This window comes from Sphingopyxis sp. H053 (genome assembly GCF_001468225.1).
In the GTDB taxonomy this organism is placed as follows: domain Bacteria; phylum Pseudomonadota; class Alphaproteobacteria; order Sphingomonadales; family Sphingomonadaceae; genus Sphingopyxis.
This window is the reverse complement of record NZ_LNRU01000015.1, coordinates 69,325-96,261: the sequence shown is the minus strand read 5'-3', so window position 1 is coordinate 96,261 and position 26,937 is coordinate 69,325. Positions and strand designations below refer to the sequence as shown.

General features: G+C 65.7%; 31 protein-coding genes. 16 read left to right on the top strand and 15 right to left on the bottom strand.

The window, feature by feature from the left end; genetic code table 11:
* Nucleotides 1-10: 10 nt before the first annotated feature.
* The 6 genes from ATE70_RS22045 to ATE70_RS22020 form a co-directional block, all read right to left on the bottom strand.
* On the bottom strand, nucleotides 11-601 hold the full coding sequence (locus ATE70_RS22045; protein ID WP_058539685.1) for an SOS response-associated peptidase: 591 nt from the start codon (nucleotides 599-601) through the stop codon (nucleotides 11-13).
* Nucleotides 602-608: 7 nt separating this feature from the next.
* A complete protein-coding gene (gene arfB / locus ATE70_RS22040; RefSeq protein WP_058539684.1) occupies nucleotides 609-1,010 on the bottom strand; it encodes an alternative ribosome rescue aminoacyl-tRNA hydrolase ArfB in 402 nt (133 codons plus the stop codon).
* Nucleotides 1,003-1,686, bottom strand: coding sequence for an RluA family pseudouridine synthase (locus ATE70_RS22035; protein ID WP_058539683.1), 684 nt, complete (start codon nucleotides 1,684-1,686; stop codon nucleotides 1,003-1,005). The genes arfB and ATE70_RS22035 overlap by 8 nt, the downstream gene beginning before the upstream one ends.
* Before the next feature lie 24 nt (nucleotides 1,687-1,710).
* Nucleotides 1,711-2,511, bottom strand: coding sequence for a DODA-type extradiol aromatic ring-opening family dioxygenase (locus tag ATE70_RS22030; RefSeq protein ID WP_058539682.1), 801 nt, complete (start codon nucleotides 2,509-2,511; stop codon nucleotides 1,711-1,713).
* Between the two features lie 4 nt (nucleotides 2,512-2,515).
* Nucleotides 2,516-3,112 carry an FMN-dependent NADH-azoreductase gene (locus tag ATE70_RS22025; protein WP_058539681.1) on the bottom strand — a complete coding sequence of 199 codons (597 nt, stop codon included), beginning with the start codon at nucleotides 3,110-3,112 and terminating at the stop codon, nucleotides 2,516-2,518.
* Nucleotides 3,113-3,237: 125 nt separating this feature from the next.
* Nucleotides 3,238-3,933: a pirin family protein gene (locus ATE70_RS22020; RefSeq protein WP_058539703.1), complete on the bottom strand. Its 696-nt coding sequence runs from the start codon at nucleotides 3,931-3,933 to the stop codon at nucleotides 3,238-3,240.
* 140 nt (nucleotides 3,934-4,073) lie between these two features.
* On the opposite strand from ATE70_RS22020, the gene ATE70_RS22015 reads away from it, so the two are divergent.
* From ATE70_RS22015 to ATE70_RS24570, 3 genes are all read left to right on the top strand, one after another.
* Nucleotides 4,074-5,021: a LysR family transcriptional regulator gene (locus tag ATE70_RS22015; protein ID WP_058539680.1), complete on the top strand. Its 948-nt coding sequence runs from the start codon at nucleotides 4,074-4,076 to the stop codon at nucleotides 5,019-5,021.
* Nucleotides 5,022-5,203: 182 nt separating this feature from the next.
* Nucleotides 5,204-5,911, top strand: coding sequence for a response regulator transcription factor CtrA (gene ctrA, locus ATE70_RS22010; RefSeq protein ID WP_037513859.1), 708 nt, complete (start codon nucleotides 5,204-5,206; stop codon nucleotides 5,909-5,911).
* A 177-nt stretch (nucleotides 5,912-6,088) separates the two neighbouring features.
* Nucleotides 6,089-6,433, top strand: coding sequence for a GIY-YIG nuclease family protein (locus ATE70_RS24570; protein ID WP_082639913.1), 345 nt, complete (start codon nucleotides 6,089-6,091; stop codon nucleotides 6,431-6,433).
* A gap of 60 nt (nucleotides 6,434-6,493) precedes the next feature.
* Here ATE70_RS24570 and ATE70_RS22005 read toward each other — a convergent pair whose 3' ends face one another.
* On the bottom strand, nucleotides 6,494-7,828 hold the full coding sequence (locus tag ATE70_RS22005) for an acyltransferase family protein (RefSeq protein ID WP_082639912.1): 1,335 nt from the start codon (nucleotides 7,826-7,828) through the stop codon (nucleotides 6,494-6,496).
* A 224-nt stretch (nucleotides 7,829-8,052) separates the two neighbouring features.
* On the opposite strand from ATE70_RS22005, the gene parC reads away from it, so the two are divergent.
* The gene (parC, locus tag ATE70_RS22000; RefSeq protein WP_058539678.1) at nucleotides 8,053-10,356 is read left to right on the top strand and encodes a DNA topoisomerase IV subunit A; all 2,304 of its coding nucleotides are present in this window, start codon (nucleotides 8,053-8,055) and stop codon (nucleotides 10,354-10,356) included.
* Nucleotides 10,357-10,445: 89 nt separating this feature from the next.
* Nucleotides 10,446-12,128 (top strand): putative bifunctional diguanylate cyclase/phosphodiesterase, encoded by a 1,683-nt coding sequence (locus tag ATE70_RS21995; protein WP_231732793.1) that lies wholly within the window; start codon nucleotides 10,446-10,448, stop codon nucleotides 12,126-12,128.
* Here the strand turns inward: ATE70_RS21995 and ATE70_RS21990 are convergent.
* The 4 genes from ATE70_RS21990 to ATE70_RS21975 all read right to left on the bottom strand — a co-directional run bounded on the left by ATE70_RS21990 (nucleotide 12,101) and on the right by ATE70_RS21975 (nucleotide 15,203).
* Nucleotides 12,101-13,309 carry a CCA tRNA nucleotidyltransferase gene (locus ATE70_RS21990; RefSeq protein ID WP_058539702.1) on the bottom strand — a complete coding sequence of 403 codons (1,209 nt, stop codon included), beginning with the start codon at nucleotides 13,307-13,309 and terminating at the stop codon, nucleotides 12,101-12,103. The two genes, ATE70_RS21995 and ATE70_RS21990, sit on opposite strands and share 28 nt — an antisense overlap.
* Nucleotides 13,306-13,890, bottom strand: a complete 585-nt coding sequence (locus ATE70_RS21985; RefSeq protein ID WP_156419669.1) for a CoA pyrophosphatase — start codon at nucleotides 13,888-13,890, stop codon at nucleotides 13,306-13,308. The genes ATE70_RS21990 and ATE70_RS21985 overlap by 4 nt, the downstream gene beginning before the upstream one ends.
* Nucleotides 13,890-14,474 carry a DUF1285 domain-containing protein gene (locus ATE70_RS21980; RefSeq protein ID WP_058539675.1) on the bottom strand — a complete coding sequence of 195 codons (585 nt, stop codon included), beginning with the start codon at nucleotides 14,472-14,474 and terminating at the stop codon, nucleotides 13,890-13,892. The genes ATE70_RS21985 and ATE70_RS21980 overlap by 1 nt, the downstream gene beginning before the upstream one ends.
* Before the next feature lie 225 nt (nucleotides 14,475-14,699).
* Nucleotides 14,700-15,203 (bottom strand): GNAT family N-acetyltransferase, encoded by a 504-nt coding sequence (locus tag ATE70_RS21975; protein ID WP_058539674.1) that lies wholly within the window; start codon nucleotides 15,201-15,203, stop codon nucleotides 14,700-14,702.
* Nucleotides 15,204-15,292: 89 nt separating this feature from the next.
* Here ATE70_RS21975 and ATE70_RS21970 point away from each other — a divergent pair, with 89 nt between their 5' ends.
* Nucleotides 15,293-15,676, top strand: a complete 384-nt coding sequence (locus ATE70_RS21970; protein ID WP_058539673.1) for a dihydroneopterin aldolase — start codon at nucleotides 15,293-15,295, stop codon at nucleotides 15,674-15,676.
* Complete coding sequence (locus tag ATE70_RS21965) at nucleotides 15,673-16,434, top strand: SDR family oxidoreductase (protein WP_058539672.1); 762 nt, start codon at nucleotides 15,673-15,675, stop codon at nucleotides 16,432-16,434. The genes ATE70_RS21970 and ATE70_RS21965 overlap by 4 nt, the downstream gene beginning before the upstream one ends.
* Nucleotides 16,435-16,571: 137 nt before the next feature.
* On the opposite strand, the gene ATE70_RS21960 is transcribed toward ATE70_RS21965, so the two are convergent.
* Together ATE70_RS21960 and ATE70_RS21955 are read right to left on the bottom strand one after the other, a co-directional pair.
* Entirely contained in the window at nucleotides 16,572-18,005 is a 1,434-nt protein-coding gene (locus ATE70_RS21960; RefSeq protein ID WP_058539671.1) for an NAD-dependent succinate-semialdehyde dehydrogenase, read from the bottom strand.
* 137 nt (nucleotides 18,006-18,142) lie between these two features.
* A complete protein-coding gene (locus ATE70_RS21955; RefSeq protein ID WP_058539701.1) occupies nucleotides 18,143-18,742 on the bottom strand; it encodes a TIGR02466 family protein in 600 nt (199 codons plus the stop codon).
* 46 nt (nucleotides 18,743-18,788) lie between these two features.
* On the opposite strand from ATE70_RS21955, the gene ATE70_RS21950 reads away from it, so the two are divergent.
* Both ATE70_RS21950 and ATE70_RS21945 read left to right on the top strand, forming a co-directional pair.
* Nucleotides 18,789-19,709: an SMP-30/gluconolactonase/LRE family protein gene (locus ATE70_RS21950; RefSeq protein ID WP_058539670.1), complete on the top strand. Its 921-nt coding sequence runs from the start codon at nucleotides 18,789-18,791 to the stop codon at nucleotides 19,707-19,709.
* 9 nt (nucleotides 19,710-19,718) lie between these two features.
* The gene (locus ATE70_RS21945) at nucleotides 19,719-20,408 is read left to right on the top strand and encodes a VIT1/CCC1 transporter family protein (protein ID WP_058539669.1); all 690 of its coding nucleotides are present in this window, start codon (nucleotides 19,719-19,721) and stop codon (nucleotides 20,406-20,408) included.
* On the opposite strand, the gene ATE70_RS21940 is transcribed toward ATE70_RS21945, so the two are convergent.
* The gene (locus tag ATE70_RS21940; protein ID WP_058539668.1) at nucleotides 20,405-20,788 is read right to left on the bottom strand and encodes a DUF488 domain-containing protein; all 384 of its coding nucleotides are present in this window, start codon (nucleotides 20,786-20,788) and stop codon (nucleotides 20,405-20,407) included. The two genes, ATE70_RS21945 and ATE70_RS21940, sit on opposite strands and share 4 nt — an antisense overlap.
* Before the next feature lie 56 nt (nucleotides 20,789-20,844).
* On the opposite strand from ATE70_RS21940, the gene ATE70_RS21935 reads away from it, so the two are divergent.
* From ATE70_RS21935 to ATE70_RS21925, 3 genes are read left to right on the top strand one after another with little or no spacing between them, the layout of a single operon-like run.
* The gene (locus tag ATE70_RS21935) at nucleotides 20,845-21,948 is read left to right on the top strand and encodes a DUF2855 family protein (RefSeq protein ID WP_058539667.1); all 1,104 of its coding nucleotides are present in this window, start codon (nucleotides 20,845-20,847) and stop codon (nucleotides 21,946-21,948) included.
* Between the two features lie 47 nt (nucleotides 21,949-21,995).
* A complete protein-coding gene (locus tag ATE70_RS21930; protein WP_058539666.1) occupies nucleotides 21,996-22,400 on the top strand; it encodes a hypothetical protein in 405 nt (134 codons plus the stop codon).
* A gap of 15 nt (nucleotides 22,401-22,415) precedes the next feature.
* A complete protein-coding gene (locus ATE70_RS21925) occupies nucleotides 22,416-23,075 on the top strand; it encodes an HAD-IA family hydrolase (RefSeq protein WP_058539665.1) in 660 nt (219 codons plus the stop codon).
* A 180-nt stretch (nucleotides 23,076-23,255) separates the two neighbouring features.
* Here ATE70_RS21925 and ATE70_RS21920 read toward each other — a convergent pair whose 3' ends face one another.
* On the bottom strand, nucleotides 23,256-24,149 hold the full coding sequence (locus ATE70_RS21920; protein WP_058539664.1) for a LysR family transcriptional regulator: 894 nt from the start codon (nucleotides 24,147-24,149) through the stop codon (nucleotides 23,256-23,258).
* Nucleotides 24,150-24,239: 90 nt separating this feature from the next.
* On the opposite strand from ATE70_RS21920, the gene ATE70_RS21915 reads away from it, so the two are divergent.
* The 4 genes from ATE70_RS21915 to ATE70_RS21900 are packed head-to-tail and all read left to right on the top strand — an operon-like array spanning nucleotide 24,240 to nucleotide 26,905.
* A complete protein-coding gene (locus ATE70_RS21915) occupies nucleotides 24,240-24,950 on the top strand; it encodes a CoA transferase subunit A (RefSeq protein WP_056368554.1) in 711 nt (236 codons plus the stop codon).
* Complete coding sequence (locus tag ATE70_RS21910) at nucleotides 24,950-25,828, top strand: HAD family acid phosphatase (protein WP_058539663.1); 879 nt, start codon at nucleotides 24,950-24,952, stop codon at nucleotides 25,826-25,828. The genes ATE70_RS21915 and ATE70_RS21910 overlap by 1 nt, the downstream gene beginning before the upstream one ends.
* Complete coding sequence (locus ATE70_RS21905) at nucleotides 25,828-26,463, top strand: CoA transferase subunit B (RefSeq protein ID WP_058539662.1); 636 nt, start codon at nucleotides 25,828-25,830, stop codon at nucleotides 26,461-26,463. Before ATE70_RS21910 ends, ATE70_RS21905 begins: the two co-directional genes overlap by 1 nt.
* Nucleotides 26,456-26,905: a hypothetical protein gene (locus tag ATE70_RS21900; RefSeq protein ID WP_058539661.1), complete on the top strand. Its 450-nt coding sequence runs from the start codon at nucleotides 26,456-26,458 to the stop codon at nucleotides 26,903-26,905. Before ATE70_RS21905 ends, ATE70_RS21900 begins: the two co-directional genes overlap by 8 nt.
* Nucleotides 26,906-26,937 lie beyond the last annotated feature (32 nt).

The window sequence follows — 26,937 nt, the reverse complement described above, 5'->3', positions numbered from 1 at the left end:
TGAAAATCGGCTACACCGGCGGGGTGTCGCCAACCGCCATCAACTGGCTGGGAAAAGGGACCGCGAGCGCCACGGCGGCGCGCCATTCGCCGCTCAGCCAGGTGGCATAATCCTCAGGGTGAAGGATCACCGGCATACCCTTTGGCTGATGGTGCGCGACGAGCCGGTTCGGCTCGGTCGTAAGCATCGCGAAGCAGGGCCAGTCATCGCCCTGCCGATGGATTCCGGCAAAGGCGAAGACCGGCCGCGACGGCACCGAGAACCAGTGCTGGCGCCGCGCGCCCGCGCCGCCCGACCAATAGGCAAAGGCGGTCGCGGGGATCAGGCAGCGGAGTTCGGCATGGCGCAGCGTGCCGATCCAGAACGGGCTTTCAAGGTTGCGGACGCTGGTGACCGGCCGGTCGCCCTGCGGCGGCGGCGGAACACCCCAGAGTTTCGGACGCAGATAACGCCGCGATCCGCCGCGGCCGTCGCTGACGATCACTGGCGCGGGGCGGCCCGGCGCGACATAATCGCCGGTCCAAGGGTCATTGCCGGCGTCGGCGCCGAACGCCGCGGCAATCGTGCTGGCGGGGGCGTCGAGACGGTAGAGACTGGTCATCGCAAGCTTAGTCGGCTCCGCGCACCCGTCCGCGACCGGCCTTGACACTGCTGCGCGCTTTCTTGCTGTCGACGCGGCGTGCCTTGGCGGCCTTGCTCGGCTTGGTCTTGATCCGGCGTTCGGGGCGGACGAGCGCGGCGTCGATCAGTTCGGACAGGCGCTGCCGGGCGTCGGCGCGGTTCGCTTCCTGCGTGCGATAGCGGCGCGCGAGGATCACCAGTTCGCCCTCGGTCGTGAGCTTGCTTCCTGCGAGAACCTTCAGCCGGCGAAAGGCATCGGGGGCGAGGCCCAGCGCGTAGATATTGACGCGCAATTGGCACGCCGTCGCGACCTTGTTGACGTTCTGGCCGCCCGGGCCCGATCCCGCGAGGAACTTCTCGCTGATCGCGCTTTCGGGTATCTCAGCCACGGGTCGGCGAGGCGCCTTCGGGTGCAGCGAAGCCCAACGCGATGAAGCTGTCGGGGAACGGCGCCTCGGCAATTATCGACGGCTTGACGTCACGTTTTACGACGAGCCTTTCGGCGTGGAGCAAGGTGCGCGTTTTCGTGCCACCGCGGCCGTAAACGGGGTCGCCGACAAGCGGAAAGCCGAGCCCCTCGAGTGCGTGGACGCGCAGCTGGTGCGTGCGGCCGGTTTCGGGGCGAAAGCGAAGCAGGGCGCGTTCGCCCACAACGGCGATCTTCTCCCAATGCGAGACCGAGGGCTTGCCCTTGGGGTCGCCGACCATGCGCCAGCCCTCTTCGGCGGTCGACACCTTCGACAGCGGCAGGTCGATCGTGCCGCCGTCGCCGTCGGGCACGCCGTCGACGATCGCTAGATATTGCTTTTCGACTTCGCGGCTTTCGAACGCGCGGGTGAAACGGCCGTGCGCCTTGGGATTGCGCGCGAGGAGCAGGCAGCCCGACGTGTCGCGGTCGAGCCGGTGGACCGCGAGCGGCCAACGTTTGAAGCCGAACTTGAGCAGGTCGAGATGATTTTCGAGGCTGATACTGCCGTCGCGCGGCGCGTCGACGGGAAGGCCCGCGGGCTTGTCGATGACGAGAGCCTCGCCGTCGAGGAAGAGAACACGATCTGAAAGGAGCATGGCGCGCTATAGGCGGGCTGCTGCCTAGTCGAAAGCGTAAACGTCCATGGCGAGCAGGCCATAGGTTACACTGTGGTGCAGGCGTTCGGCCCTGAACGGTACTCCGCCTGCCCCCATCGCCACGAACAGGGGCAATATATGGTCGGGCGTCGGGTGATTGTCGCGGCCGTGCGGCGCCTGTTCGACGCTGTTCAGCACATCGTCGATGGCGCCTGCCGCCATGCTTTCGGCTACCCAGTCGGTGAAATCGGTCACCCACGCCGGCGCCGGGGCGTCGATCGGGAGGCGCGCCGAGAACAGCGCGCGCAGATTGTGCGTGATGCTGCCCGATCCGATGATCAGCACGCCCTCGTCGCGCAAGGGCGTCAGCGCCTGACCGAGCGCATAATGCCATTGGGGCGAGGCGTTCGAGGCGATCGAAAGCTGGACCACCGGAATATCGGCGTCGGGATAGATCAGCGACAGCGGCACCCATGCGCCGTGATCGAGGCCGCGGTCGGGATCGGCGGTGACGGACAGGCCGTGGTCCGCGAGCAGTTCGACCACACGCGCCGCGAGCGCCGGGTCGCCCGGCGCGGGATAGCGCATTGCGAAGAGCTCGTCGGGAAAGCCGCCGAAATCGTGGATCGTCGGCGGCGCGGGCGATGCGGTGACGGTCGCGCGGCCGCCCTGATACGCGGCGTCATGATGCGCCGACACGACGAGGATCGCCTGCGGGCGCGGCAGCTGGGAACCCAGCCCGGCGAGGAAGGTCCGCGCCGGGCTGGGCTCGAGCGCCATCATCGGCGAGCCATGCGAAAGGAAGAGGCTCGGGAGACGGCGCATCGGTTCAGGCAGCCTGCTTCAGTTCGCCGATCGCCGAGGTGGCGCGCGCGACCGCTTCGCCGTCCATCATATGGCCGTCGGCGGCGATGATCGTGACGTCGGTGATGCCGACGAAGCCGAGGATATGCTTCAGGTACCCGCTCGCGAAATCGACCTCGCTGCCGAGCGGTACGCCGCCCGAGGCGAAGACGATGAACGCGCGCTTGCCCGTCAGCAGCCCTTCGGGGCCGGCTTCGGTATAGCGGAAGGTGCGGCGCGCGCGGGCGATCAGGTCGACCCAGGCTTTGAGCGACGCGGGGATTGCGAAATTATAGATCGGCGCGGTGATGACGATCGTGTCGGCGGCTTCGAGTTCGGCGATCAGTTCGTCCGACCCCGCGAGCACGGCCTTTTGCTCGTCGCTGCGCGCCGCTTCGTCGGTGAAGTTGGCGCCGATCCAGCTTTCGGTGAGCAGCGCGGGCGGCGCGGCGTTGAGATCGCGGCGGGTTACGGTGGCGCCATAGCCCTGTTCGACGAGGCGATTGACCAATTGGTCGGCGAGCGGACGGGTGGTCGAACCTTCGTTGCGGGCGCTGGCGTCGATGCGAAGAATATGGGTCATGTCAAATACTCCTGTTTCACTTCGGGGAGAGGGGGGTGCCGCGAGCCGCCCGTGCTTTCGGGGAGAACTCGCGGCACCGGTTGGGCCGCCGTCAGGGAGGGGACGTCGGCGGCCCCGGGGGCTGGTTAGAGGCTGTCGACGAGCACCAGTTCGGCGTCGTCGAGCGCCTCGACCTCGATCGTGCCGACATCACGGAGCGCGATGCCGTCGCGGGGGTCGGCGTCCGTGCCATTGACGCGGATGCGGCCCTTCGCGGCGACCAGATAGGCGTGGCGTCCAGGTTCGAGGTCGTAGGAGACGCTCTCGCCGGCATTCACCGTCGCCGCGGCGACGCGGGCGTTGGCGCGGATCGGCAGGGCTTCATCGCCCTCGATCCCGCTTGCCAGCGTCACGAACTGACCCGACCGGTCGGCCTTGGGGAACTGGCGCGCCCCCCAGCCGGGATTGCCGCCGTCGCGGTCGGGCATGATCCAGATCTGGAACAGCGTCGTTTCCTCATCCTCGAGGTTGAATTCGCTGTGCGTCACGCCGGTGCCGGCGCTCATCACCTGGACATCGCCCGCCGCGGTGCGGCCGCTGTTGCCCATGCTGTCGCGGTGCGTGATCGCGCCGGTGCGGACATAGGTGATGATTTCCATGTCGCGGTGCGGGTGCGGGGGGAAACCCGACTGCGCCGCGATGGCATCGTCGTTCCAGACGCGCAGCGCGCCCCAGCCCATACGCTTCGGATCGTGATAGTTTGCGAACGAAAAATGATGACGGGCGTCGAGCCAGCCGTGGTTGGCGTGGCCGAGGCTGTCGAATTTACGAATGTCGATCATGGCCTTGTCCTTTCGTATCTTCTCAATCGTTGCGCACATCGGCGATGCGGATGCGCTGCTGTTGAGGACAAAATAGGCATTTCGATCGTTTCTAAAATAGCGTAGATGGAAAACCATCGTTTCCATTCAGGAGCTATTGCGTGGCACTTCCCGACTATGAAGGCTGGGCCTGTTTCGTCGCTGTCGCCGATGGCGGCAGCTTTACCGCGGCGGCGGCATCGCTCGGGCTGTCGAAGGCGAGCGTGTCGAAAGCGGTGACGCGGCTCGAGGCGTCGCTCGGCATCACCCTGCTGCACCGAAGCTCGCGCGTCGTCGCGGTCTCGACCGCCGGCGCGGGCCTGCTCGACGAGGCGCGCGCGATGGTCGCGGCAGCGACGGCGGCCACCGAAGCGGCGCGCGGCGACCGCGTCGACCTCGCGGGGCCGATCCGCCTCGCCGCGCCGATGAGCTTCGGGATCAAGGTGCTCGGCCCGCCGCTCGCGGTCTTTCTCGAGCGGCACCCCGCGGTCGAGATCGAAGTATTGCTGAGCGATGCGCGTAACGATCCGGTCGCCGAAGGCATCGACCTGACGCTGCGCATTTCGCCGCTCGCCGATTCGAGCCTGCTCGCGCGCACGATCGCGCCGGTCGCGGCGTCGGTGATCGCGAGCCCGGCCTATCTGGAAAAGCATGGCACCCCGAAACATCCGCTCGAACTCGCCGGCCACCGGCTGATCGGTTACGGCCATCGCCAGCGCGCGATGCCGCTGCATTTCCATCGCAAGGGCGAGGAGGCGACCGTGCTGCCGACGGGACCGCTGTTCGCGAACAATGGCGACGTCGCGGTGCCCTTGGTCGTCGCGGGGGTCGGAATCGCCTCGCTGCCTGACTTCATCGCCGCCGAAGCACTGGCATCGGGCGCGGTCGTCCCGATCCTGACCGACTGGTCGTTGCCGCAGTCGCACCTGCACCTGTTGTCGCCGCCATCGCGGCTGCGCCCGGCGCGCGTGCGCGCGCTTTCGGACCATCTGGTCGACACGCTGAAGATGTCCTGTACCGGCGCACATGATCGCTATGTGGCGCTTCACCATGATCCGAAAACGGCCTGAGCGACTGTTGCAAAATGGCCGCGACTCGCGGACTTCTGCGGGTTAAATCAAAATTAACCTTTTCCCTTCATTAGTTTCGTGGTTAATGTTCCGGCAGTCCTGCAACGGGGGTTTGGTCGGTGACATCCTTGATGGTCATGCGATCGGGTTCGCGGGATTATCGTGGGAAAAAGGGGTGCCCAATGCGCGTACTGCTGATCGAGGACGAGCCGACGACCGCGAAAGCGATCGATACGATGCTCACGACCGAGGGCTTCAACGTCTATACCACCGATCTTGGTGAGGAAGGCTTGGACCTGGGTAAGCTCTATGATTACGACATCATCCTGCTCGACCTGAACCTGCCCGACATGCACGGCTATGACGTGCTGAAGAAGCTGCGCACCGCCAAGGTGCAGACGCCGGTGCTGATCCTGTCGGGCATTTCGGAAATGGATTCGAAGGTGCGCTCGTTCGGCTTTGGCGCCGACGATTATGTCACCAAGCCGTTCCACCGCGACGAACTGGTCGCGCGCATCCATGCGGTCGTCCGCCGGTCGAAGGGCCACAGCCAGAGCGTCATCAAGACGGGCAAGCTGGCGGTCAACCTCGACACCAAGACGGTCGAGGTCGACACGACGCGCGTGCATCTGACCGGCAAGGAATATCAGATGCTCGAGCTGCTGAGCCTGCGCAAAGGCACGACGCTGACCAAGGAAATGTTCCTGAACCACCTGTATGGCGGGATGGACGAGCCCGAGCTGAAGATCATCGACGTCTTCATCTGCAAGCTGCGCAAGAAACTCGCGCTCGCCTGCCACGGCGAAAATTATATCGAGACGGTCTGGGGCCGTGGTTATGTCCTTCGCGATATCGACGACGAAGGCAATGAGGTGCGCCGCGTCGCCTGACGCGTAGCATTTCGCACGATTTACCGAGGGAGCCCGGCGCGGAGCGATCCGCGCCGGTTTTCTTTTTGGCGGTGCTGGCCATGGTGCGCGAGACGGCAGCGAGCGGCCGGAAGCGGGCGTATCACTCATCGTCACCCCGGGCTTGACCCGGGGCCTGCCTTGCCTTTTCATCGGGCGATGGAACGCCATCCTTGTGTCTACATTCTCGCGCGTTCATCGCACGGCACGCTTTACACCGGGGTTACGTCAAACCTCGTCCAACGCATCCACCAGCATCGTGAAGGGACGTTCGAAGGTTACACCAAGGACTATGGAATCAAACGCCTTGTCTGGTTTGAACGCCACGACACGATGGACTCTGCAATCCTTCGCGAAAAGCGGATTAAGCGGTGGCTGCGATCATGGAAATACGAACTGATCATCGCAACGAATCCGACGTGGCGCGATCTGGCCGAGGATTTGGGCTTTGATCCGTTACCATTGGGACGAAGGAAGGCGGGTCCCGGGTCAAGCCCGGGATGACGAAGAGGCTACGGCTGTTCTCCACCCCATGCCGGACCAACATCCACTGCCCGCCGCACATCATGCCCGCGACTGCGCCAGCCGATGGATTGGGCCGAATTGCGCAATTGCAGCGCCCACAAAGGGCAGAGCAACGAGCCAGAGGCGGACGCCGGTGACGCCGAGCGGGCTGGCGATGCTGATTGCGGCGGTGGCGCCGAGCCCGGCGCAGATGAGGAGCAGCCCGGTGATCAGGCGCCAGTGCGGCACCTCGCCGCTGTTCTTGCTCGCGCGTTCGTAGCGCGCGAAGAGCGTGATCAGCGGGAAGAGCGCCGCGATGTAGAGTAGGAACCAGACCGGTCGCGCGAGCCACCATGCGGCGCTGCCGGGCTGCACATCGAGCCCGATGCCGCCGAGCAGCCACGCCGCGACCATCACGAGCACGAAGGCGGTGAGGTGCCAGAGGTAGATCGTCATGATCATGCCGTTGACGAGCACGACGCCGGTCCAGATGCGGAGATTGTCGAGCATCCGCCGCGCCGCGGGTTCGAGCGCGAGCGCGAACCCCGCCTGTGCGATGCCGAGCGCGAGCAGCGCGAGCGTCGGGGGCATCGAGTTGCTGAGGCCGCTTCCCGGTACACCGATCATCGCGACCGGATAGGGGCCGAAGCCGACGAGCAACGCGAGCGCGACGAGCCCGCCGATGCCCCACAAGAGCGCCCTGCCCGGCGTCAGCCGCCCCTCGCTCCACGCGAAGCCGAGTTGGTGGATCGCAAGCCAGACGAAGGCGAAATTGAGGAAATTGACGTACGGCACGTCGAAGCGCAGCGCCGCGACGTCGATCGCCACCGCGCCCGCGACGAGCGCCCAGAAGGAGGCGAATCCCCAGCGTTTCCATGCCTTCCACGTCAGCGGCACGACCGCCGCAACCATCAGGTAAACCGACAGGAACCACACCGGGATCAGCGCGAGCTGCGCCGCCATCGCGACGATACCGCGATCGATCCCCGCGAGCGTCCCGAACATCGCGACGAGCGTCCAGATCAGGAATAGCGGGAGCACCGGGTTGATCAGCCGTTGCAGCCGCCCGCTATACCAGCTTTCGTAGCTGCCGCCCTTGCGCAGCGTCGCCGCCCACGACATGCCGTTCGAAAAACCGCCGACGAGGAAGAAGAGCGGCATCACCTGGAAACCCCAGGTCAGCCACTGCGTCCACGGCAGGATGCCGAGCAAATGCCCGCCCTCGACCGCGCCGTCCTTCATATAGGGCGCGGCGACGAGCCAGTGACCGACGACGACCGCGAGGATCGACAGCGCGCGGAGGAAATCGACGTAGCGGTTGCGCTCGGGCGGCGCCTGCTGCGCCATCTCCCTGGCCCGCGACCAGATGCTTTTGCGAGTTGCCGCAGCTCCCATTTCGGTCAAAAAAAATCCTCCCTCGTAAGCCCGGTTCTTTCTTCGTCATTCCCGCGAAGGCGGGAATCCCGCTTTCTTCATTGGAGCCAGAGAAGCGGGATTCCCGCCTTTGCGGGAATGACGGGTGTTGTTGACGTCGGAACCTAGTGCGGCTTCGCGTTGGCACAAGAGCGAAGACGCTTCGCCTTTGCCTTGGCGCGCCAGCCTTGCTATCGCGCCCAACAATGGCCAGCACGACAGACGACCTTCCGCCTTCAGAACCCGTCCCCGGCATGACCGATACCCCGTTCGACAGCGCGCTGTCCGAACGCTATCTCGTCTATGCGCTGTCGACGATCACCGCGCGTTCGCTTCCCGATCTGCGCGACGGATTGAAGCCCGTCCACCGCCGCCTGCTGTGGGCGATGCGCGCGATGCGGCTCGACCCGAGCCAAGGCTACAAGAAATCGGCGCGCGTCGTCGGCGACGTCATCGGTAAATTCCACCCGCATGGCGATGTTGCGGTCTATGACGCGATGGTCCGCCTCGCGCAGGATTTCTCGCTCCGCTATCCGCTCGTCGACGGCCAGGGCAATTTCGGCAACATCGACGGCGATAATGCCGCCGCCTACCGTTATACCGAGGCGCGGCTGACGCGCGTTGCCGTCGACCTGATGCAGGGGCTCGACGAGGGCACGGTCGATTTCAAGCCGACGTACAATGGCGAGGATGAAGAGCCCGAGATCATGCCCGGCCTCTTCCCGAACCTGCTCGCCAATGGCGCGAGCGGGATCGCGGTCGGCATGGCGACGAACATCCCGCCGCACAACGCCGCCGAGGTGATCGACGCCGCGCTGGTCCTGATCGAGAACCCGCGCGCCGAGCTGTCTGAGCTGCTCGAGCATGTCAAAGGCCCCGATTTTCCGACCGGCGGCATCGTCGTCGACAGCGCCGAGACGATCGCACACGCCTATGAGACCGGGCGCGGCGGCTTCCGCGTCCGCGCGCGCTTTTCGACCGGCAAGCTGGGCGATGGCAGCTGGGAAGACAGCGGGATCGAGAAGCAGCCCGGCGGCACCTGGCAGCTTGTCATCAGCGAAATTCCGTACGGGGTCGCGAAGGGCAAGCTGATCGAGCAGATCGCGCAGCTGATCGCCGACAAGAAACTCCCGATTCTCGAGGATGTTCGCGACGAAAGCGCCGAGGACCTGCGCATCGTCGTCGAACCCAAGAGCCGCAACGTCGACCCCGACATCCTCAAGGAAAGCCTGTACCGGCTGACCGACCTCGAGAACCGCTTCGCGCTCAACCTGAACGTTCTCGACGCGACGCGCACGCCCAAGGTGATGGGGCTGCACCAGCTGCTTACCGAATGGCTGCAACACCAGATCGTCGTGCTCGTCCGCCGCGCGCAGCACCGCATTGTCAAGATCGACGATCGGCTGGAGCTGGTCGCGGGCTATATCATCGCCTTCCTCAACCTCGACCGGATCATCGAGATCATCCGTACCGAGGACGAGCCGAAGCCGGTGATGATCGCAGAATTCATCCTGACCGACCGGCAGGCCGAGGCGATCCTCAACATGCGGCTGCGGAGCCTCCGCCGGCTCGAGGAAATGGAATTGAAGCGCGAGCAGGCCGACCTGACTGCCGAGCGCGAGGAGCTGGTCAAGCTGGTCGAGAGCCCGGCGCGGCAGAAGACGCGGCTGCGCAAGGATCTGGAGAAATTGCGCGCGGTTTACGGCCTCGACACCCTGCTCGGCGCGCGGCGCACGACGATATCCGAAGCGGCGCCGGCGCGCGACATACCGCTCGACGCGATGATCGAGAAGGAACCGGTGACGGTGATCCTGTCGAAACGCGGCTGGATCCGCGCCCAGCGCGGCCATGTCGCGGCGGACCAATGGGCCGAATTCAAGTTCAAGGAAGGCGACGAGCTGTTGTTCGCCGCGCACGCGCAGACGACCGACAAGCTGCTGATCGCGGCGAGCGACGGGCGTTTCTTCACCGTCGGCGCCGACAAGCTGCCCGGCGGGCGCGGATTCGGCGAGCCGCTGCGCCTGATGGTCGATATCGACCCCGAGGCGCGGATCGTCGCGATGATCCCGGCGAGCGCCGAAGGGCGGCTGCTGCTCGCCTCGACAAGCGGTCACGGCTTTGTCGCGCAGATGGCCGAGGTGGTCGCCGAAACGCGCAAGGGCCGCAACGTCGTCAACCTGAAGCCCAAGGCCGCGCTCGCCATCGTGCGGCCGGTTTCGGCGAGCGACGACAGCGTCGCGGTGGTCGGCGAAAATCGCAAGCTCGTCGTCTTCCCGCTCGCCGAGGTTCCGGTGATGGCGCGCGGGCAGGGCGTGATGCTGCAACGCTACCGCGACGGCGGGCTGTCCGACGCGGTCAGCTTCGCCTTTGCCGACGGATTGAGCTGGGCGATGGGCGGCGACACCGGCCGCACGCGCACCGAAACCGACCTGGCACCGTGGCGCGTCGCGCGCGGCGCCGCCGGACGGATGCCTCCGACCGGTTTTCCGAGGAACAATCGTTTCGGCTGAACGTATTTCGTTATTGCCGTAAATCCCTTCTTTACTTCCCGTGACCTAGGCATTGGGCAATGGGGAAAGGTCGCACAAAACCCTCTGTTATGCCTATCGATAGAACCGGCGAAGACCGGCCCTTATTGTTCGTCGGCTGGATCGACGCGTTGCCCGTTCCGGCCGCGCTGATCAGACCGATGGCGCGCGGCAATTTCCGGCTCCATGCAAGCAACGCCGCGTTCGACCGGTTGAGCCTGTCGCCCGCGGGCGTCGAGGCGCCGATCGAAATGCTGCGCGCGATCGAGCGCGCATCGCAATATACGGACGAAGCCCAGGAATTTTCCTGCCAGCTCGGCGAAGGGCCCGCGGCGCGCGACCTGCGCGGCTCGATCGGCCCGCTGCCCACCGAATCGGGCGATGACGGGCTGTTCCTGCTGACGCTGATCGACCGGACGCAGGAGATGATGACCGAGCGCAACCTGCGCCGCGAGCTGGTGTCCGACAGCCTGACGGGCCTTCCCAACCGCGCGGGGTTCGAGGAACTCGTCGAACAGCGCTCGATCACCGACGTCGGCGCCGCCGACCATGCGATCCTGCTGCTCGACCTCGCACGGTTCAGCCGCATCAACGAACATATCGGGCCGATGGCCGGCGACGAGCTGATCATCACCGTCGCGCGGCGGCTGAAATCGAGCCTGCGCAGCGGCGACATATTGGCGCGCACCGGCGGCGACGAATTCGCCATATCGACGCGCGTCGTGGGCGGCCGCGCCGATGTGCGCGAAATGGCGCGGCGCATCCGCGGTTGTTTCGACCACCCCTTCCGCATCGGCGAATTGAAGGTCAGCGTCGACTGCGCGCTCGGCTGCGCGATCCAGCCGGCAGCTGACACCGATGTCGCCGATCAGATCCGCCACGCGCAGATCGCGCTCAAACGCGCGAAGCAGACCGACCGCATCGAAATCTATGAACCCGAAGCCGCGATGCTGTCGGACAACCGGTTCGGGATGGAAACCGAGCTGCGCAACGCGATCGAGGAAGACCGGCTCCACCTCGCCTTCCAGCCGCTGATCGAACTGGCGAGCGGCCGCGTTGCCGGGTTCGAAGCGCTGGCGCGCTGGGACACAAGCAGCGGCCATTCGGTTTCGCCGACCGAGTTCATTCCGATTGCCGAGGATTCGGGTCTGATCGTCCCGCTCGGGCAATGGGCGATCGGCAAGGCCGCCGCGGTCCTCGCGGACTGGGACAAACAGAATGGCGGCGGAATCGTCGACTGCTATTTCTCGGTCAATGTTTCGGCGATCCAGCTGGTGCGCGACGATGTCGCCGCGGTGGTGCGGCAAGCGCTTGAAAGCCATAAGATCGGCGGCGAACGGCTGATGATCGAACTCACCGAAAGCGCGATCATCGGCGATCCCGACCTCGCGCTGTCGGTGCTCAGCGAGCTGAAGGCGCTCGACGCGCGCGTCGCGATGGACGATTTCGGCACCGGCTATTCGAACCTCGCCTATCTCCAGCGCCTGCCGATCGACGTGCTCAAGATCGACCGCAGCTTTGTCGAACATATGGTCGACGACCGCGACAAGGTGGCGATCGTCCGCACGATCCAGAGCCTGGCCGAAGTGCTGGGCATGCGCACGACGGCCGAAGGCGTCGAGACCGCCGATCAGGCGCGGTTGCTGTCGGCGCTCGGATGCGATTTCGGGCAGGGTTTCCTGTTCGCGCGGCCGATGGATGGCAAGGACGCGCTCGATTATTGGCGTCAGTCCCTGGTGCGGCCGATCTTCTGATCGACGAGCTGCGCGACGCGCGCCGCATCAGGAAAATCCTCCGCCACCCACGCGGCCTCGACCGCTTTCAGAATGCGCGCGACCTCGGGGCCGACGGCAATCCCGCGCGCGACGATATCGCCGCCCTTGAGCGGCATTTCGGGGACGGTCCAGCCCGATAGTGCTTCGACCGCCGTGCGTGCCGAAGCCGCATCGTCCGCGAGCAGATGCACGTCGCGCGCGGCGTCGACCCCGATCGCATGCGCCAGCTGGCGGACCGGCCTGACGGTATCGGCGCGGCGTCCGCCGAGCGCGGCGAGATGTTTGCGCTGGCGCGTCGACAGGCGAAGCCGGCTCGCGACCTGTTCGGCAATCGCGGCGTCGGCGGGCAGCAGCGCCGATAGGCGGCGCAAAGGCGCGACGGCCACGCCCGCGGCTTCCTCATTGGCCACCAGCCGGTCGAACGCGGCGGCGAAGCCGGCGTCGCGTTCGGGCAACAAGACCTCGAAAATCCCGTCGGCGGCCATTTGCCCGACAATCGCGCGCGGATCGGGCAGCGACAAGATCTTGAGCAGTTCGTCGGCAATGCGCTCACGCGACAGGCTTTTGAGCGACTGGCGCGCGGTCACCACGGCGGCGTGGCTCACGGCGTCGAGGTCGCCGCGCCCGAAACGCGCGGCGAAGCGATAGAAGCGCAGGATGCGCAAATGATCCTCGGCGATGCGCGTCGCGGGGTCGCCGATGAACGCAACGCGCCCCGCCTGCAGGTCGGCAAGGCCGCCGAACCAGTCATCGACCGTGCCGGTATCGGGGTCGGCATAGAGCGCGTTGATCGTGAAATCGCGCCGCGCGGCGTCGTCGCGCCAGTCGTCGGCGAAGGCGATCGTCGCGCGGCGTCCGTCGGTCTCCACATCGCGGCGCAATGTCGTGATTTCATGATGGTCGCCACTGGCGATCGCGGTGACGGTGCCGTGCGCGATGCCGGTCGGAATGACCTTGATATCGGCCGCCTCGAGCCGCCGCGTTACCTCCAGCGGCAGCAGCGGGGTTGCGAGGTCGATGTCGGTGACCGCAAGTCCGAGCAGCGTATCGCGCACCGCGCCGCCGACGATCTTCACCGCGCCGCCATCGGCGGCCAGCGCGGCGACGATGCGCCGCAATCCGGGCCGATCGCGCCACTCGGCGGCGGGCAGCGCGGTCACCGGTGCCACCCCGCCGGCATCCGCCGCGCCAGATTGATGATGATACCTGCCGTCACGCCCCAGATCCGTCGCCCCTGCCAGTCCATGTCATAATAATGGCGGTCGTGCCCCTGAAAATTCGCATGCTGGCGCGCATAATTGTCGGGATCGAAGAGGATATCGAGCGGCACTTCGAACCAGTCCTCGACTTCGTCGGGATTGGGATCGAGCGGCAGGTCGGGCGGGATGACGCCGAGCACCGGGGTGATGATATAGCCGCTGCCCGAACGATAGGGTTCGGTGACGCCGGCGACCATCACGTCGCGGCGGTTGAGGCCGATTTCCTCCTCGGCCTCGCGCAGCGCCGCGTCGACCGCATCGCGGTCGCCCGGATCGATCTTGCCGCCCGGAAAGGCGACCTGCCCCGCATGACTGCGCAGCCATTGCGGCCGCTGGGTCAGGATGACGCCAGGATCGGGCCGGTCGGTGAAGGCGATGAGCACCGCGGCATCGCGCAAGGTCGGGGCGCCGAGATAGGCTTCGTCCTCGCCGGCGTCGGGGAGCAGATTATCGAGCGCGGCGCGCAGCTTTTCGGAGAGCATCAGCCGTCGACCAACGGAAAGCGTACGCCGTTGGACCAGATCGCAGGAGGCCCTTCGCCCGCAGCCAGCGCCATTTCGACGATCTCATAATAGAGCGCGCGGTCGATCCGTGCATCGAGGCCGTTACCAATCGCCCCGCGCACATGCAGCCGCGGATCGGGGTTGTCGGCGTCGCTGCCAAAGCTGAGCGGATGGTCTGCATCGGCCATGACGAGATCGTCGGTATCGAGGCGGAACACGAGCCTCCGCGCGTCGCCCTCGCCTTCGCTTTTCATCTCGACCGCTCGGAAGGGCGTGTCTTCAACGACGATCGACAGCTTTTCGGCGGGGGTGACGAGGACATGGCTGCCATCGGCTTCGCGGCGCAGGATCGTCGAGAAGAGCTTGACCATGGCGGGGCGATTGATGCGGCCGCCTTCGTGATACCAGCTGCCGTCGGCGCGGATTTCCATGAAGCTGTCGCCCGCGCGTTCGGGATGCCATTGCTCGACCGGCGGCAGTTTGCGCGCCGCGAGCAGTTCGGCCGCCTCGGTCAGCGAAAGCTGCGAAAATTCCTTGGGAAGCGACGGCGCGGGGGTGACCATGTTTCCGACATAGGGGGAAGGATGGCGGGTGCAACCCCGGGGTTGCCTTCCCCCTTGATGGGGGAAGGATATGAAGCCTCATCCGCGTCAGCGGATTTAGGCGGAGTTGGATGGGGGTGATGGCGCGACCCTGCATCGTCGTTTCAGGCCGAGCGCACCCCCACCGCTGCGACTAGGCAGCAAGCTGCCAAGTCTCGCTGCCTCCCCCATCGAGGGGGAGGAACATCAGCGCGGTCCGATCATCCCCGCGCCCGTCGGCAGGCTGTGGCCGTTCACCGCCCGCGCGAGCAGGCGGCGTTTCTCGAACGGTCCTGGCAAATCCCATTCGCCCGTCGCATCGGCCGTAAAGCCGAAGAAGCGGCCATAATATTCGGGATCGCCAATCATCATCAGCGCGCCGTCGGCCTGGGTTTCTGCGGCATCGAGCATCTGCGCCATCAATGCGCGGCCATGGCCGCCGCGCTGAACGTCGGGGCGGATCGCGACCGGACCGACCATCACCAGCGGGGCTTCGCCGCCATCGGGCGCACGGAGCGCGACCGGCCAGCACTGGATCGTGCCGACCAGCGCGCCGTCCTCGACCAGCGCAAAGCTGAGTTCGGGCACCGCATCCACGCCTTCGCGGATGCGATAGGCGGTTCGTCCAAAGCGATCCGTTCCGAAAGCGGCGTCGAGGAGATCCTCGACGGCCTGCGGCTCGATATCGGACAATGGAAGTAACTCGACCAACGCGTACCCTTTCGCTAATGCGGCGGCGCTTTAGGGTCCGGCGTCGGTATTGCAAAGCCGAATGTCGCGCCGCTCGACAGGATGACCGTGTGACTGATAGTTTGTGGCTGGAAGTGGACGGGCTGACCGTCCAGGTGCTGACCGGCATTTATTCCGAAGAAACCCATCTGCCGCAGCCGCTGCGCATCTCGGTGCGCGCGAAGCTGGCAATGGCCGACCATTATGATCCGACGACGCCGCTGAGCGCGTCGAAAAACTATATGCACCTGAAATTCGCGGCGACCGAGGGCATCCCCAAGGATGTGCATTTCGTGCTGATCGAAAGCGTCGCCGACCATATCATCGACACTTTGTTCCTGCAGGACGACAAGGTCCACGAGGTCGAGGTCAAGATCGTCAAGCTCGCGATCGCCGAGGAAGGCGAAGAGATCGGCATCACGATGCGCCGAAGTCGTTTGGGGGTTCGGAAGTGACGCAAAAGCTCGCTCTCGTCACGGGCGGGCTGCACCGCGTCGGCGCGACGATTTCGGCGCGGCTGGCGCGCGAAGGCTATGCGCTGGCGATCCACAAGCGCAGCCCGGGCGAGGCCGACCCGGTGCTGGCCGAAGCGCTGGCCGAGACGGGCGCGCACAGCCACCGCTTCGCCGCCGACCTCGCCGATCCGGCGGCGGTCGACACGCTGATCCCCGCGGTGATCGAGAAATTCGGCCGCGCGCCCGACCTGCTCGTCAACAATGCGGCGCTGTTTGCCGAAGGCGAGTGGACAGACCTGTCGGCTGCGGCGCTCGCCGAGATGATGCAGGTCAATCATCATGCGCCGGTGATGCTGGCGAAGGCGCTCGTCGCGGCGAGCGACGGCAAGCGCCCGGCGATCGTCAATATCGTCGATCAGCGCGTTCTCCATCCAGTGCCCGACCAAGTCGCGTACAGCCTGTCGAAATCGGCGCTGTGGCAGGCGACGGCGACGCTCGCGGTCGCGTTCGGGAACCGCGCGCGGGTCAATGCCGTGGCACCGGGGCTGACGATGGCGACCGAGGATTATTCGGCGGCGCAGGTCGAGCGGCTGGCGAAGCTTATGCCGCTCGGCGCGCTGCCCACGCCGGCGCAGATCGCCGATGCGGTCGTCTATCTCGCGCGCGCGGAGGCGGTGACGGGACAGACGATCTTCGTCGACGGCGGCGCGCACCTAGCGCCGATGGCGCGCGATTTCGTGGCGCTGGAGCGGGATTGAAAATCCTCCCTGTCGCGAAGCGATGGGGAGGTGGCAGCGCGAAGCGCTGACGGAGGGGCTATGGCGCGGCCCCTCCACCACTCGCTTCGCGAGCGGTCCCCCTCCCCATGGCTTCGCCACAGGGAGGATTGGGTAGCTCAGTAAATATGCACCGCCTTGGTAACGAGATAGCCGTCGAGCCCCTCGGGCCCGCTTTCGCTGCCGAAGCCCGATTCCTTGATCCCGCCGAACGGCGTGTCGAGCGTCGAGATCATAAAGCTGTTCACCCCGACCATGCCGCTTTCGATCGTGTCCACGATGCGATTGATGCGGCGGCCATTTTCGGTGAACGCGAACGCCGCGAGGCCGTAGGGCAGCCGGTTCGCCTGTTCGAGCGCCTCATCCTCGGTGCCGAAGGGCCGGATCAGCGCCATCGGGCCGAAGGGTTCGTGGTTCATCGCATCGGCCTCAACCGGCACGTCGGCGATCGCGGTCGGCTGGAAGAAATAGCCGCCCCCCGTCGCCTCGCCGCCCGCGATGACGCGCGCGCCCTTGGCCTTGGCATCGGCGACCAGCGCTTCCAATGCGGGGATGCGGCGCGCGTTGGCGAGCGGGCCCATCTGCGTGTCGGCGTCGAGGCCGCTGCCGATCTTCACCTTCGCCGTCCGCTCGGCAAAGCCCTTCACGAACGCGTCGTAGATGCCCTGCTGGACATAGAAGCGCGTCGGCGAGATGCACACCTGCCCGGCGTTGCGGAATTTTTGCCACACGACCTTGTCGAGCGTGGCTTCGAGGTCGCAATCGTCGAAGATCAGCACCGGGGCATGGCCGCCGAGTTCCATCGTGATCCGCTTCACCCCGTCGGCGGCAAGCTTCATCAGATGCTTGCCGACCGCGGTCGAGCCGGTGAAGCTGACCTTGCGAATCACCGGGCTGGCGAGCAGGTGCCGACTGATCATGTCGGGGTCGCCATAAACGAGCTGCACAACGTCGCCGGGGATGCCCGCATCGGCGATGCAGCGCATGATCGCGCTGGTGCAGCCGGGGGTTTCCTCGGGCGCTTTCGCGATCACGACGCAGCCCGCGGCGAGCGCGGGGGCGATCTTCTTGACCATCAAATTGACCGGGAAGTTCCATGGGCTGAAGCCCGCGACCGGCCCGACCGGATGCTTGGTGACCATCGCGCGCTGCCCCGCCGGGCGCTGGAGCACGCGGCCCTCAATGCGTTTGCCCTGCTCGGCGAAATAGTCGAACAGCCCCGCCGCCGACAGCACCTCGCCGCGCGCCTCGGCGATCGGCTTGCCCTGTTCGAGCGTGAGCAGGGTCGCGATATGGTCGACGCGCTCGCGGATGATACCAGCGGCCTTGTGCATCAGCGCAGCGCGCTCGTCGGGGGTCTTGGCGCGCCAGACGGGCCAGCCGCGGTCCGCCGCGGCGAGTGCCTCGTCGAGGTCGGCCGCCGTCGCCACCGGCAGCTCGGCAATCGTGCCCGCGGTCGCGGGGTTATAGACCGGCCGCTCGTCGCGTCCCTCCCCGCTCCGCCAGGCGCCGTTGATGAAGAGCTGGAGGTCGGCGTCGTAGGTCGCGGTCATATTATATTCCTATCCGAACCGTTCGCATCGAGCGAAATCGAGATGCCCCTCGACCTCGCACCACGCCGATGGGTGTCTCGACTTCGCTCGACACGAACGGGAATGGGGTGGTCAGATGGCGCCCATATAGGACCGGCTCAGCGATAGTTAAAGCTGATGCTGATCCGTTCGCCCTTGCCCGAATGCGGCATCACTTCGTGGCGGAGCCAGCTTTCCCAGAGGAAGACGCGCCCCGCGGCGGGCTCGGCATAAATGAAGGGCAACAGATGCTCGGGCGCATCGTCGGTGCGGCCGGGTGCGGCCATCAACATCGCGAGGCGCGGGTCTTCGAGTTTCAGCGCGCCCGATCCCGCGGGGACGGCAACGTAGAAGGTTCCCGATACGATGCTGTGCGGATGGATATGGCCGCTGTGCGTGCCGCCGGACTTGAGGACATTGACCCACAGGCTGTCGAGCTTGAGCGGTTTCGCAAGGTCGAAGTGGCACGCCTTGGCGAACGCCTTCACTTCCTTGTCGAGCAGCTTCTTCAGATCATAGAAGGCAGGATCGCGCTCGGGCAGGTCGCCGAGGCTCGCGTAGCTCGTGTAACCCTTATAGCCGTGGTCGCGGCTCCAGCGCCGGCCGGCACCATCTTCTTCGGCGAACAGGCGGCTGCTTTCCTCCAGCTCTTCGAGCAGGTCGGGCGTGCCGATATCGGCCTCGTAGAAATTGGTGGCGAAGAGCGTGCGAACGGGCATGATGGCCGCAAAGCACAGCAAGTGCGGACACGCAAGGGAGATGGGGATGGCCGAGTTTGAACTGATCGCCGACGGATTGCGCTTTCCCGAGGCGCCGGTGGTGATGGACGACGGCAGCGTCATCGTCGTCGAGATCGAGGCGAAGCGCATCACGCGCTGCTGGCCGGGCGGGAAAAAGGAGGTCATCGCGACCCCCGGCGGCGGCCCCAACGGCCTCGCGATCGGCCCCGACGGCAAGCTTTATTGCTGCAACAACGGCGGCTTCAACTATGTCGAATCGAACGGCTATCTCGCCCCGCACGGGATCGCCGACGATTATTCGGGCGGGCGGATCGAGCGCATCGATATCGAGACGGGCGAAGTCGAGGTGCTGTACAAGTCGGGCGATCATGGCGTCGTTTTGCGCGGCCCGAACGACATCATGTTCGACGCGCATGGCGGCTTCTGGTTCACCGATCATGGCAAGGTCGATTATGCCGCGCGCTGCCACGACATCGTCGGCATCTTCTATGCCAAGGCCGACGGCAGTTTTATCGAGGAAGTGATCTTCCCGAGCTATAATCCCAACGGCATCGGCATCTCGCCCGACGGCAGCAAGCTTTACGCCGCCGAAACCTACACCTGCCGCCTGACCCAGTTCAACATCGTGGCGCCGGGCAAGGTCGACGACGCGGCAGGACCCGGCGGCCCCGGCATCCCGCTCTATCGCCCCGCAGGCTATAAATTCTTCGACAGCCTCGCGATGGAAGCGAACGGCAATATCTGCGTCGCGACGATCGGCGAGTGCGGGATCAGCGTCGTTTCGCCGGCGGGCGAGCTGGTCGAATTCGTCGCGACCGACGATATCTTCACGACCAATATCGCCTTTGGGGGCTCCGACCGGCAGGATGCTTATTTGACCCTGTCGGGCACCGGACGGCTTGTGAAGACGCGCTGGGCACGGCCGGGGCTGCAACTGCAATATTGAAGGGCTACGATGCACGAGGAAACCCACGCCGTCACGCGGATCGGCTGGCTGCGCGCCGCGATCCTCGGTGCCAACGACGGGATCGTGTCGACCGCGAGCCTGATCGCGGGTGTCGCGGCGGCGGGGGCGTCGCAGTCATCGATCCTCATCACCGGTACCGCGGGGCTGGTTGCCGGCGCGATGTCGATGGCGGCGGGCGAATATGTGTCGGTGAGCTCGCAAGGCGACGCCGAAAAGTCCGACGTCGAGCTGGAGAAACGCCATCTCGCCGCCGATCCCGAGTTCGAGCTCGAGGAGCTGACTTTAATCTATCAGGAACGCGGGCTCGACCGCGCGCTCGCCGAGCAGGTCGCGGTGCAGCTGACCGAACATAACGCGCTCGATACGCATCTGCGCGACGAACTGGGGATGACCGACGCGATGGCGGCGCGGCCGGTGCAGGCGGCGGCTGCCTCCGCGGCGAGTTTTGCGATCGGCGCGGCGTTGCCGCTTGCAACGGTGCTGATCGATCGGGGCGATACGCTGCCGCTCACCGTATCGGCGGCGTCATTGGTCTTTCTCGCGATCCTCGGCGCACTCGGCGCCTGGGCGGGCAATGCCCCAATGCTGCGTCCGGTCGTTCGCGTCACCTTCTGGGGTGCGATGGCGATGGCGGTGACGATTGCGATCGGATCGCTGCTCGGGACGACGGTGGGCTAGCGCCGTTCCAACCACTCACGCAACGCGACGGCGTTGTTTCGCTGCTCGCTCTTCGCGGCATAAAGCAAGGTCACCGGTCCGGCCTTCGCCGCGGCGTCGAGCGTGAAGAGCGCCGCCTTCACCTCCTCACCGCCCGCGTCGAGTTCGGCGAAATAGTCGAGGCGGAACGCATCCCATGCATCGTCCGAATCGGCGGTCTCGCCGTGGAAACGCTTGCGCAGGCCATCGCTCGGCGACAGCGGTTTGAGCCACGCCGCGAGCGCCGCCTTCTCCTTCGACACGCCGCGCGGCCACAGCCGGTCGACGAGGAAACGCGTCCCGTCGCCGGGACCGGCCGGTTCGTGGATGCGTTTGACCGTGATTGTCAGGGGCGGTGCCATCTGTATGACTATCGATCATCCCGCATTTGCGGGCAAGTCAATCGGAGGGGTCCGGAATGAGCGCAAAGAGCTGGGCGATCGACATCGATCGCGACGATATTACGCAAGCCCATTTGGTCGAGGACGCCGATGCGCCGCTCGCACCGGGACAGGTTCGCGTGCACCTCGACAGCTATGCGATGACCGCGAACAACATCACCTATGCGGTGTTCGGCAAGCCCGCCGGGTTGTTCGGAAATGATCAAGGCTATTGGGATTTCTTCGCCGAGCGCGATACGCCCGGCCGCCTGCCGGTCTGGGGCTTTGCGACGGTGACCGAAAGCGCCGCCGAGGGGGTGTCGGTCGGCGACCGCTTCTATGGCTATTATCCGATGGCGGAGGGCGCGGTGCTGACCGTTGGCAAGGCGGGGCCGGGCGGCTTCACCGATGTGACGCCGCGGCGCACCACCCTGCCCCCCATCTATAACAATTATCAGCGGATCGAGGCGCTGCCCGACTATCGCGCCGCCGACCATGATTATTGGCCGGTGTTCCGTCCGCTGTTCCTGACCGGCTGGCTGATCGCCGACCAGTTCGAGGATGAGGGCGATTATGGCGTCCAGCAGATTTTGATCGCCAGCGCGTCGAGCAAGACCGCGATCGGCCTCGGCTTCGCGCTCAAGCTGCGCACCGAGCGGCCCGAAACGATCGGGCTGACGAGCGCGGCCAATGTCGACGCCCTCGCCGCGCAGAGCATCTACGACCGCGTCATCAGCTATGACCAGATCATGACGCTGAACGCGACCACCCCCGCTGCGCTCGTCGATATGGCGGGCAATGGCGCCGTGACGCGAACCGTCCACAGCCATTTCGGAGGGCAGCTTCAGGCATCGATCGTCGTCGGCAAGTCGCACTGGGATGCGCAGGCCGATGGCGAAGGGCTGCCCGGCCCCGAGCGCCAGGGCTTTTTCGCCCCGGGGCGCAGCCAGAAGCGCATCGCCGACTGGGGCGGCGCAGCGTTCGGACAGAAGATCGCCGAAGCCTGGCTGGCCTTCATGGACGTTGCGCCGCGGCTGACTTCGGTCGATAAACGCCGCGGCGGCGAGGCGGCGCTTGCCGCCTATGGGGAGATGCTCTCGGGACAGGCCGACCCCGCGAAAGGGATCGTCGTCGTTCCATGAGGGTCGTGGGGAGCAGTCCCTTTCACCGCCGCACGAAAGGACCCGCCATGCTTCGTATCCTTGCTGTCGCCGCCTCGCTCGCCTTTTCGCTTCCAACCGGAGCGGCGCTTGCCGAACCGCCGAAGGCCGCACCCGCACACAAGGCCGACCTCGCCGATCGCGTTGCCGGCACGTACAAGGGCGCGGTGGCATCCGATGCGCGCGGATCGTCGCGGGACAATGTGACGATCACCGTCACGCGCACGGGGCCGAACAAGGTCGAGATCAAATCGGACTATCCGCGCATCCCGACCGTCACCATCCCGCTCGAGCAAGCGATGGACGCGATCCTCGCCGCGAGCGGGCCGTCGGTCTTCCTGCTCGATACGGTACGTTCGCCCGACCGGCTCGACCTGACTATCGACGACGCCAGCTGGTCGGGCAATCGCGTCGCCACCCCCGCCAAGAAATAAGGTTCTTTCTCCCGCATGACTTACACGACGGTGATATTCGACTTCGGCGGCGTCATCACGGCGTCGCCGTTCGAAGCCTTCAATCGCCTTGAAGAAGAACGCGGGCTGCCGCGCGATTTCGTGCGCCGCGTTAACAGCGCCGATCCCGACGATAACGCCTGGGCGAAGTTCGAGCGCGCCGAGATCGACGCCGCGACCTTCGACACATTGTTCGCCGAAGAAGCGCGCGCATTGGGGCATGACCTTGAAGGCGAAGCCGTGCTTGCCGTCATCGCGGGCGCGGTGCGTCCGGCGATGGTCGCGGCGCTCGACACGTTGAAGGATCGGGGTTTCACCATCGCGTGCATCACGAACAATGTCCCCGGCGGCAAGATGGGCGTTCTCGGCGCGGGGATGACACGCAGCGAAGAGGCCGCGATCGAGGTCGCCGACATCATGGCGCGCTTTGCGCATGTCATCGAATCGAGCAAGGCGGGGGTGCGCAAACCCGACCCGCGGATCTATCTGATGATGTGCGAGGCGCTTGGCGTCGAACCCGGCGAGTGCATCTATCTCGACGACCTTGGCATCAACTGCAAACCGGCGAGCGCGCTCGGCATGCATGCGATCAAGGTGACGAGCGGCGAGCAGGCGCTCGCCGACCTGTCGGCGGTGCTGGGGATGGAATTGCCCTGACCGGTCTTTCGATCACGCAATGAATGACGGTTTGGGGTGGTGAGTTGACGGCGAACTGCTCCACTTCGTCATCCCGGACTTGATCCGGGATCCACGACGACGGCGCAGCTATGGATCCCGGATCAAGTCCGGGATGACGATGAAAGGAAGGGCAGCTTCCGGTCGATCCTGCCGTCCGAATCAGACCACCGCCTCCGCAAGATTCAGCTTCGCCGCGCGCTCGAAGATTTGCGTCAGCACGGGCTCGGTGTCGGCGACGCGCATCGCGACCTGAAATTCGACCGGGGCCAAGGCCGGCATGCCGTCGATTGGGGCGAGCGCGCCGCTCGCGACCTCCCCGCGCACCATCGGTTGCGGAAAAATGCCGATCCCCCCGCCCGCCTTCGCGATGTCGATCATCGTGCGCGCATTGTTGCAGAGGTTGAGCGATTTTTGCGCGATGCGCGACGCCGCGATCGCCTCGCGCATCCGGCCGTGGATCGGCGAATGGCTGGCGAGCGACCAGACGGGAAGCGTCGCTTCGCCGCCGGCAAAGGCCGATGCGACCGCGGGGCTCGCGAGCCAGACGAGTTCGACCGCGCCGATCGGGCTCGTTTTCAGCGCCGGGTGCGCGATCGGTCCCGCGGCAAAGGCGATGTCGGTGCGCCCGGTGAGCAGCTGCTGGATCAGGTTCGCGGTGAGGTCGATTTCGATCTCGAGTCCGACACCCGGCATATCGGCCTTCAGGCCCGCGACGAAGGCGGGAAGACAGCTTGCCGCGGCGATTTCGCCCGCGCCGATGCGAACCACGCCGCTCGCCTCGCCATAGCCGCCGCTGCCGAGCAGCGCGACCTGCATGTCGCGGAGCAAGGGATCGCAGTCGCGCACGAGCTTGCGCCCCGCCGCGGTGAGCGACATCGCGCGGCCTTCGCGGCGGAACAGCGCGGTGCCGAGGCGCTGTTCGAGCTCGCGCATCCGCGCCGAAACCGTCGGCTGCGTCGTGTTGAGCCGCTCGGCCGCCGCCGAAAAGGTGCCGAGCCGGTCGATCCAGAGCAAAGTTTCGAGATGATAGAGCGAGACGCGATTGATAGACATCGTCTATGTATAATCCAAAAATCGAACAATTAGAATTGATGGATCAAATGCGCCAAGGTCGCGCGCGAAACCATTCAGGAGAGCCGTCCCATGGGGAAGAAGCAATATCCCGACGCCGCCGCCGCCCTCGAAGGCCTGCTGTTCGACGGCATGCAGATTTGCGCAGGCGGCTTCGGCCTTTGCGGCATTCCCGAACGGCTGATCGACGCGATTCGCGACGCGGGTACCAAGGATCTGACGATCGCCAGCAATAACGCCGGAATCGACGGCGAAGGGCTCGGCAAGCTGCTCCGCACCAAGCAGGTCAAGAAGATGATCTCGTCGTACGTCGGCGAGAATAAAGAGTTCGAGCGGCAATATCTGGCGGGCGAGCTCGAGGTCGAATTCTGCCCGCAGGGAACGCTGGCCGAGCGTTGCCGCGCGGGCGGCGCGGGCATTCCCGGCTTCTATACGAAGACCGGCGTCGGCACGCTGGTGGCCGAGGGCAAGGAAGTGAAGAATTTCGACGGGCAGGATTATATCCTCGAACGCGGCATCTTCGCCGACCTCGCGATCATCAAGGGGTGGAAGGCCGACGAGAGCGGCAATTTGATCTTCCGCAAGACCGCGCGCAACTTCAACCAGCCGATGGCGACCGCGGCGAAGATCTGCGTCGCCGAGGTCGAGGAGATCGTGCCGGTCGGCAGCCTCGATCCCGACGCGATCCATCTGCCCGGCATCTATGTGAAACGGCTCGTCCTCGGCGCGCCGTACGACAAGAAGATCGAATTCCGCACGACGCGTCCGCGCGAGACCGCGTGATGCGCAGCCTCGCCATCACGGCGACCCTGCTCCTTGCCGGGTGCGCCAGCGCACCGGTCGAGGTCGCGACGGCGCCGGCCCCGCCGCCCGCTACTGTGCCGGCCGAAGCCGGTAAACCCCCGGTCGCGCTGCAATATCTCTACGGCTCGCCCGAAGCCGCGGTCGCCGTGCGCGCGACCAATGCGCGGATCGCCGACTATGGCGTGGGACGGATCAAGCAGCGGCCGAAGGACAGCGTTGTGCTGGTCGCGGGTGCGACGATGGACGCGCCTGCGTTCGAGCCGTGCGGCACCAAACCCTTCGCCGCGGTGTTCGACGCCGATGAGACGTTGATCTGGAACCTCGGCCCGATGCGGCATTTCGCTGAAAAAGGCACCGGCTTCGACCTTAAGGTCTGGGACCAGTGGGAAAAGAGTGGCGCGGGCAAGGCGGTCGCGATGCCCGGCAGCGTCGATATGGTGAACAAGCTCCGCGCCGCGGGAATCACCGTGATCGCGAATACCAACCGCAGCGCCGCCAATGCCGCGGGCAGCGAGGACACGCTGCGCGCCGCCGGGCTCGGCGAATTCAAGCATGGCGAGACTTTGTTCCTGATGGGCGACGACGCCGGCGGGTCGAGCAAGGACGGACGCCGCGCGACGATCGCGTCGCGCTACTGCGTGATCATCCTTGGCGGCGACCAGCTCGGCGATTTCAGCCAGCAGTTCAACGTCAAGGACCTGCCCGCTGCGCAGCGCATGGCGCTCGCGACGAGCGCGGGCGCGACCGACCTCTGGGACAAGGGCTGGTTCCTTTTCCCCAACCCCGTCTACGGCCCGTGGGAAAAACTGGGCTGGGGCGATGCATTCCCCTCCGACAAGCAATGGGAGCCGAAATAATGGCCTGGACGCGTGATGACATGGCGGCGCGCGCCGCGAAGGAACTGCAGGACGGCTATTACGTCAATCTCGGCATCGGCATCCCGACGCTCGTTGCGAACCATATCCCCGCGGGGATGACGGTCACGCTGCAGTCGGAGAATGGCATGCTCGGCATCGGTCCCTTCCCTTTCGAGGGCGACGAGGATCCCGACCTGATCAACGCGGGCAAGCAGACGATCAGCGAACTGCCGCAATCGGCCTATTTTTCGTCGAGCGACAGTTTTGCGATGATCCGCGGCGGGCATATCGACCTCACCGTCTTGGGCGCGATGGAAATCGCCGAAAATGGCGACATCGCGAACTGGATGATCCCCGGCAAGATGATCAAGGGCATGGGCGGCGCGATGGACCTCGTCGCCGGGGTCAAGAAGATCATCGTCGTGATGGAACATAACGCCAAGGACGGCAGCCCGAAGTTCATCCCCGCATGCACGCTGCCGCTGACTGGCAAGAATGTCGTCGACATGATCATCACCGACCTCGCGGTGTTCAAGCGCGACGATCATGACAGCCCGTTCAGGCTGATCGAGCTGGCGCCGGGGGTGACGGCCGAGGACGTCGCCGCGAAAACGACGGCGCATTATATTGCATAATGTCGCGGCCAACCCCGGCTCCACCTGGCTGATCGTCGGCGGGTGGCTGTCGGTGCTGGCCGCACTGCTTCATATCGCGTGCATTTTCGGCGGCCCCGACTGGTATCGCTTTTTCGGCGCGGGCGAAGGCATGGCGCGTGCGGCGGCGCGCGGCGATCTGCGGCCGACGCTGATCACGCTCGCGATCGGCACGATCCTGCTGGTCTGGGCCGCCTATGCCTTTTCCGGCGCGGGCAGCTTACCGCGCCTGCCGCTGCTGCGGACTGGCCTGATCGTGATTACTGCTATCTACCTGCTTCGCGGACTAATCTTCGTGCCACTCCATCTGTGGCGCCCGCAACACACCGACAGTTTCGCGATCTGGTCTTCGCTGATCGTCTTTGTCTACGGTGCGGTTTATGCCGCCGGGACGTTCAAGGCGTGGGACCATCTCGCGCCCTGAGGGGTGACGGCGGCGGATGTCGCGGCTAAGAC